Source organism: Streptomyces spinosus (assembly GCF_020400655.1).
GTDB classification, from domain to species: Bacteria; Actinomycetota; Actinomycetes; order Streptomycetales; family Streptomycetaceae; genus Streptomyces; species Streptomyces argyrophylli.
Window position 1 is genome coordinate 94,043 of sequence record NZ_JAINRC010000027.1, and the last position, 7,149, is coordinate 101,191.

Sequence of the window (7,149 nt, forward strand, 5' to 3'; positions counted from 1 at the left end):
CATGAGTGCAGACGTGTGGCTTCCCATTCCGCCCGAGGAGATCGAGGGGCTGCCCGAGGGGCCCCGGTACCTGTTCTGGGACGGGGGAGAGGACGGCGCGCAGCCGTATCCCGGCGACCCGGCGGAGTGCGCCGTGTACGTGGTGCCGTACATGAAGCGGCTGTCGGTGCGGGTGGGCCCCCTGGAGCACCTGACGAACGTGCGGCTGATCCAGACGCTCACCGCAGGCGTCGACGACATCACCGGGCAGCTGTCGGTGATCCCGCCGGGTGTGCGGCTGTGCAACGCGCGCGGGGTGCACGAGACGAGCACGGCCGAGCTGGCGCTCACCCTCACCCTCGCCGCGCTGCGCGGCATCCCCGGTTTCGTACGCGCCCAGCAACAGGAGCGCTGGGCGGCCGGTTTCCACCCCGCCCTCGCCGACAAGAACGTGCTGATCGTCGGGTACGGGGCCATCGGTGCCGCCATCGAGGACCGGCTCGTGCCCTTCGAGGTCGCGCGGGTGGCGCGCGTTGCGCGCTCCGGTCGCACAACCGCGCGCGGTCCCGTGCATCCGATCGCCGATGTGCTTCCACTGCTTCCACACGCGGATGTCGTGATCCTCTGCACCCCGCTCACGGACGAGACCAGGGGGCTCGTCGACGCCGGCTTCCTCGCCCGGATGAAGGACGGCGCGCTGCTCGTGAACGTCGCGCGCGGTCCCGTCGTGGACACCAAGGCGCTCCTCACCGAGCTGGAGCGGGGCCGGATCACCGCCGCCCTGGACGTCACCGACCCCGAGCCGCTGCCCCCGGGCCACCCCTTGTGGCAGGCGCCCGGAGTGCTGATCAGCCCGCACGTCGGCGGGCCCTCCTCGGCCTTCCTGCCCCGCGCCGGGAGGCTGCTCGCCGACCAGTTGACCCGGTTCGTGAACCGGCAGCCCTTGCGGAACGTGATCCTGACGACCGGACCCGAAACCAAGGGAGCAAACGGGCGCTAGGCCGCTTCCGGCACCCTCCGCAACCTTTCGGGCGCGTTCTGTACCCGCATCCTCGCTGGTCGTCACGGAGCGTAGAGACACTATGTCCCTGAGTGACGAACCTGGTGTATGGTCCCCGACAGGGGCTGCGCCGCTGACCACTCGGCGCCGGGGATGGACATTTCAGATTCGTGAGGGGGGCGACGGGCGATGCACGGCCTATGGACGAACGATCCGACGCGGCGGAGCCGCCGACGGCGACCCTGGCGCACGGCCGCGCGCAGGCGCGGACACCACACCGGCCACCACAGCCACCACCAGCGCAGGCACAGCGGTCGTCGCAGGCATGCGCACCCCGCGCACCGGGACCGTCGGGACACGGGAGCGGCGCTCACGGGGAGGCCCCGGTGAGCGCCCCGCCCTCCGTGACGACCACCCTCGACGGAGCGGCGCGCGCACCGCACCCGCACGAGGCACCGCCGCCCCGCCGGCCGGTCATCGGCGGCAACATCCGGCTGATGGAGCAGCTCGTCCTCGCCGTGATCTGCGCGGCCTACGCCGTCGGGGCCGCGTTCGACTGGGGCGCGAGTCAAGTCGCGCTCGTCATGGGCGACTTCGGCCTGAGCGCGGCGGCGGGCACCGCCGCCGTCTCCTGCTTCCTCTACGCTCGCAGCCGGCGCGTGCGCTTCCGCTCGGCCTGGCTGCTGTTCGCCCTCTCCTCGCTCATGGCCGCGCTGGGCAACGCGGTCTGGGGCTGGTACGAGGTCGTGCTGGACCGGCCCGTGCCCAGCCCCAGCTACGCCGACCTGTTCTTCCTCTGCTTCGCACCGCCCGCCATCGTCGGCCTGCTGGTCCTCGCCAAGCGGCCCGTGACGAAGGCGGGCTGGATCTGCCTGGGACTGGACGCCTGGCTGATCGGCGGCTCGCTGCTGACCCTCTCCTGGAGCCTCGCCCTCGCCCAGGCGGCCCGGATCGAAGGCTCCAGCGTGGCGCACGCCGCGCTGTCCCTGGCGTACCCGCTGCTCGACATCGCGCTCGTCAGCATGGTCCTCGCCCTGCACTTCCGCCGCGCCCCGGGCAACCGCACCGCGGTGAACACCGCGATCGGCGCGCTCGCGCTGACCGTGATGTGCGACGCCCTGTTCACCTCGCCGCTGCTGCACAGCAGCTACCGCTCCGGGCAACTGCTGGACGCGGGCTGGTTCGCCGGTTCGCTGCTGCTCGCCTACGCGCCCTGGGCCGCGCCCCGGCGCCGGCGCGCGCGGGAGGCGCGCGCGGCGGACGGTCACACGCGCGTGGTCCACGAGCACCGGCCGGGACGGCGCAGCACGGGCCGGCAGCCGCCCCTGTCCGCGCCGGGCGGCGAGCACCCCCGGTACCCGTCGGGCCGGCCGCTCACCGGCTCGCTGGCCGCCCTCACCCCGTACCTCGCCGCCGCGGTGTGCACCCTGGGCATCCTGTACAACGTCCTCAACGGCCGCAGGCCCGACCACGTGGTGCTGATCACCGCGGGCGCCGTGGTGCTGGCGCTCGTCATCCGGCAGGGCATCATGCTGCTGGACAACATCACCCTCACCCAGGAACTGGCGCAGAAGGAGAACCACTTCCGCTCCCTGGTGCAGGGCTCCAGCGACGTCATCATGATCGCCGCGCCCAACGGCATCCTGCGGTACGTCTCCCCGGCCGCCGCCGGGGTGTACGGCAGACCCGCCGAGGAGCTGGTGGGCACCGAGCTGGCCGGGCTCATCCACCCGGAGGACCTCGGCTGCGTGGTGCACGAGGTGCGCCGTTTCCTCGCCGCGAGCCCGTTGGAGGAGCCCACCACGCGCATCGAGTGCCGGTTCCGCTCCGGCGACGGCGGCTGGCTCAACGTCGAGTCGACCGTCAACCGGCACCACGGCGGACTGATCTTCAACAGCCGGGACGTGACCGAGAGAGTGCGGTTGCAGGCCCAGTTGCAGCACAACGCCGAGCACGACCCGCTGACCGACCTGCCCAACCGGGCGCTGTTCACCAAGCGCGTGCAGCAGGCCCTGTCCGGCCGCCGGGCCACCGACCGGGGCGCCGCCCTGCGGGGTACGGCGGTGCTCTTCATCGACCTGGACGGCTTCAAGGCCGTCAACGACACGATCGGACACCAGGCCGGTGACGAACTGCTCATCCAGGCCGCCCGCAGACTCCAGGACGCGGTCCGGCAGGGGGACACCGCGTCCCGGCTGGGCGGCGACGAGTTCGCGGCCCTGATCGTCGGGGACGGCACCCGGGACCGGGCCGCCCGCGAGCGGAACATCCTGGAGCTCGCCAACCGCCTCAGGGTGACCCTCTCCCACCCGTACGCCATCGACGGCAACGACGTCAGGGTCAACGCCTCCATCGGCGTCGCCTTCGCCGAACCGGGCCTCGGCGCCGGGGAGCTGCTGCGCAACGCCGACCTGGCGATGTACCGCGCGAAGTCGGCCGGAAAGGGCCGGGTCGAGCTGTACAAGCCGCAGATGCAGCAGGACGTCGTCCGCAAGGCGGAGCTGGCCACCCGGCTGCGCGCCGCGCTGCACGACGGCGAGTTCGCCCTGCTGCACCAGCCCGTGGTGTGCCTGCAGAACGGCCGGATCACGGCGGTCTCCGCACAGGCGCGCTGGCGCTCCTCGCAGGGGGTGCTGTTCACCCCGGCCGAGTTCCTGCGGGTGACCGAGGACGGCGACAAGACGGCCGAGCTGGACCGCTGGATCCTGCGGGAGGCTGTGGAGCAGGCGGCCGAGCGGGCCGCGACCGGGACCGTCGTCCCCGTGACGGTCCGGATGAGTGCCCGGCGGCTGCTGGACCGCTCGACGCCGCTGGGCTCGGTGGAGGGGCTGCTGACCCGGCACGGGCTGCCGCCCGGGGCACTGGTCGTCGAGCTGTCCGAGACCGACCCCCGCGTCTCCCTGGACGAGCTGGAGCGGCGGCTGACCGCGCTGAGCCGGCTCGGGGTGCGGATCGCGCTGGACGGCTTCGGCAGCGGCTACGCGGCCATCACGGCCCTCAGGAGGCTGCCCGTGGACATCCTCAAGCTCGACCGCGGCCTGGTCGAGGGCGTGGTCGAGTCGGCGCGGCTGCACAAGATCACCAGCGGTCTGCTGCGGATCGCCGGCGATCTCGGGCTCCAGTCGGTCGCCGAGGGCGTGGACCTGCCCGAGCAGGTGGTCGCGTTGCGCGCGATGGGCTGCACGCATGGGCAGGGCATGGCGTTCGCCGGCCCGCTGGACGAGTACCGGCTGCGCCGGGCGCTCGGATCCGGCCACTACCCGGTGCCGCACGCCCCGGCCGAACCCGCGTTCGCCGGCAGCGCCAGGGAGCCGGAGAGGATGTACACAGGAGGCGTTCCGGCCGTCCTGGGAGGCGGCACCGCCCTTCGCTCACATTCTGAGACTCCCGTCCCACCCACTTGACACGTGGTGCGTGCCGGGGGGAGGGTCAGTGCCATGCGCACCCGAATTCTCGTACTTGGACAGCGCGTCGGCTGAGCTGGGACCCACCGGAGGACGATCCGGAATCCCCAGCGACCTCACCGGCGCGCTCCCCTCGCTTGCCTTGCGGCACGAGGGGTTTTTTGTTGCACGAGTACCTTGCGTGCGACGCTCGAAATCCGCCCGAACCTCGCAAAAACCCTCAGCATCGAGAAGAGAATGCCGATGACCGAGCAGGCCACCGGGGCCCACCATCCGCAGCCGCGGCCCCGTTCCGGAGGACAGCAGTCCGCCCCCGTCGAGCACGTCACGGGTGCGCAGTCCCTCATCCGCTCCCTCGAGGAGGTCGGCGCGGACACGGTATTCGGCATTCCGGGCGGTGCGATCCTGCCGGCGTACGACCCGATGATGGACTCCACCCGGGTGCGGCACGTCCTGGTCCGGCACGAGCAGGGGGCGGGCCACGCGGCCACCGGTTACGCGCAGGCCACCGGCAAGGTCGGCGTCTGCATGGCGACCTCGGGTCCGGGCGCGACGAACCTGGTGACGCCGATCGCCGACGCGCACATGGACTCCGTGCCGCTGGTCGCGATCACCGGCCAGGTCGCCTCCAAGGCGATCGGCACGGACGCGTTCCAGGAAGCGGACATCGTCGGCATCACGATGCCGATCACCAAGCACAACTTCCTGGTCACCAAGGCCGAGGACATCCCCCGGGTGATCGCGCAGGCGTTCCACATCGCCTCCACCGGCCGCCCCGGCCCGGTCCTGGTCGACATCGCCAAGGACGCACTCCAGGCGAGGACCACCTTCTCCTGGCCGCCCGTCATGGACCTGCCCGGCTACCGCCCGGTGACCAAGCCGCACGCCAAGCAGATCCGCGAGGCCGCCAAGCTGATCACCGCCGCCCGGCGGCCCGTGCTCTACGTCGGCGGCGGCGTCCTCAAGGGGCGCGCCACCGCCGAGCTGAAGGTCCTGGCCGAGCTGACCGGCGCCCCGGTCACCACCACCCTGATGGCGCTCGGCGCGTTCCCCGACAGCCACCCGCAGCACCTGGGCATGCCCGGCATGCACGGCAGCGTCGCCGCCGTCACCGCGCTGCAGAAGGCCGACCTGATCGTGGCCCTCGGCGCCCGCTTCGACGACCGCGTCACCGGCAAGCTGGACAGCTTCGCCCCCTACGCCAAGATCGTCCACGCGGACATCGACCCGGCCGAGATCGGCAAGAACCGCGCCGCCGACGTGCCGATCGTCGGCGACGCCCGCGAGGTCATCGCCGACCTGGTCCAGGCCGTGCAGAAGGAGCACAGCGAGGGCAACCGGGGCGACTACACCGCCTGGTGGAGCGACCTCAACCGGTGGCGCGAGACCTACCCCCTCGGCTACGACCAGCCCGGGGACGGCTCGCTCTCCCCGCAGGCGGTCATCGAGCGCGTCGGACAGCTCGCCCCCGAGGGCACGATCTTCGCGGCGGGCGTCGGCCAGCACCAGATGTGGGCCGCGCACTTCATCCAGTACGACACCCCCGCCACCTGGCTGAACTCCGGCGGCGCCGGGACGATGGGCTACGCGGTCCCGGCCGCGATGGGCGCCAAGGCCGGCCGGCCGGGCCGTACCGTCTGGGCGATCGACGGCGACGGCTGCTTCCAGATGACCAATCAGGAACTGACCACCTGCGCCCTGAACAACATCCCCATCAAGGTCGCCATCATCAACAACGGCGCCCTCGGGATGGTCCGCCAGTGGCAGACCCTCTTCTACAACCAGCGTTACTCCAACACCGTGCTGCACAGCGGCCCCGACGACGTCAACCCGGAGGCCAAGGGCACGCGCGTGCCGGACTTCGTGAAGCTGTCCGAGGCGATGGGCTGCGTGGGCCTGCGCTGCGAGCGCCCGGAGGACCTGGACAAGGTCATCGCCGAGGCCAACTCCATCAACGACCGCCCGGTCGTCGTGGACTTCATCGTCCACGAGGACGCGATGGTCTGGCCGATGGTCGCCGCCGGCACCTCCAACGACGAGATCATGGCCGCCCGGGACGTCCGCCCCGACTTCGGCGACAACGAAGACGACTGAGCGAGGAAGAGCAACAAGACATGTCCAAGCACACGCTCTCCGTCCTGGTGGAGAACACGCCGGGCATCCTCGCCCGCATCGCCGCCCTGTTCTCCCGGCGCGGATTCAACATCGACTCGCTCGCGGTCGGCGTCACCGAGCACCCCGACATCTCCCGCATCACCATCGTGGTGGGCGTCGAGGAGCTGCCGCTCGAGCAGGTGACCAAGCAGCTCAACAAGCTCGTCAACGTGCTGAAGATCGTGGAGCTGGAGCCCGGTCAGGCCGTTCAGCGTGAACTCGTTCTGGTGAAGGTCCGCGCCGACAACGAGACCCGCTCGCAGATCGTGGAGATCGTCCAGCTGTTCCGCGCCAAGACCGTCGACGTCTCCCCGGAGGCCGTGACCATCGAGGCCACCGGTTCCGGCGAGAAGCTGTCCGCCATGCTCAAGATGCTGGAGCCATACGGCATCAAGGAACTGGTCCAGTCCGGCACGATCGCGATCGGCCGTGGCGCCCGTTCGATCACGGACCGCTCGCTGCGCGCTCTCGACCGGTCGGCGTAAGACTGGGAACGGGCGGCCGGCGATCAACGGCCGCCCGTATGCCGAGACCCCCGAACTTCCTTCCCGCCCGCCGTCATACGGTGGGACGCACCACCTGCACACAAGGAGAGAACCCAAAGTGGCCGAG

The 7,149-nt window shown here is 71.4% G+C and carries 4 protein-coding genes; all 4 read left to right on the forward strand.

Annotated features, from left to right (window positions below; genetic code table 11):
• Nucleotide 1: 1 nt before the first annotated feature.
• The 4 genes from LG395_RS37170 to ilvN all read left to right on the forward strand — a co-directional run bounded on the left by LG395_RS37170 (nt 2) and on the right by ilvN (nt 7,022).
• Nucleotides 2–979 carry a 2-hydroxyacid dehydrogenase gene (locus tag LG395_RS37170; protein ID WP_225813393.1) on the forward strand — a complete coding sequence of 326 codons (978 nt, stop codon included), beginning with the start codon at nt 2–4 and terminating at the stop codon, nt 977–979.
• A gap of 386 nt (nt 980–1,365) precedes the next feature.
• A complete protein-coding gene (locus LG395_RS37175; protein ID WP_225813395.1) occupies nt 1,366–4,383 on the forward strand; it encodes a putative bifunctional diguanylate cyclase/phosphodiesterase in 3,018 nt (1,005 codons plus the stop codon).
• Nucleotides 4,384–4,626: 243 nt separating this feature from the next.
• Nucleotides 4,627–6,477, forward strand: a complete 1,851-nt coding sequence (locus tag LG395_RS37180; protein ID WP_171152554.1) for an acetolactate synthase large subunit — start codon at nt 4,627–4,629, stop codon at nt 6,475–6,477.
• A 20-nt stretch (nt 6,478–6,497) separates the two neighbouring features.
• The gene (gene ilvN / locus LG395_RS37185; protein WP_171152553.1) at nt 6,498–7,022 is read left to right on the forward strand and encodes an acetolactate synthase small subunit; all 525 of its coding nucleotides are present in this window, start codon (nt 6,498–6,500) and stop codon (nt 7,020–7,022) included.
• The last annotated feature ends 127 nt before the right edge of the window (nt 7,023–7,149 follow it).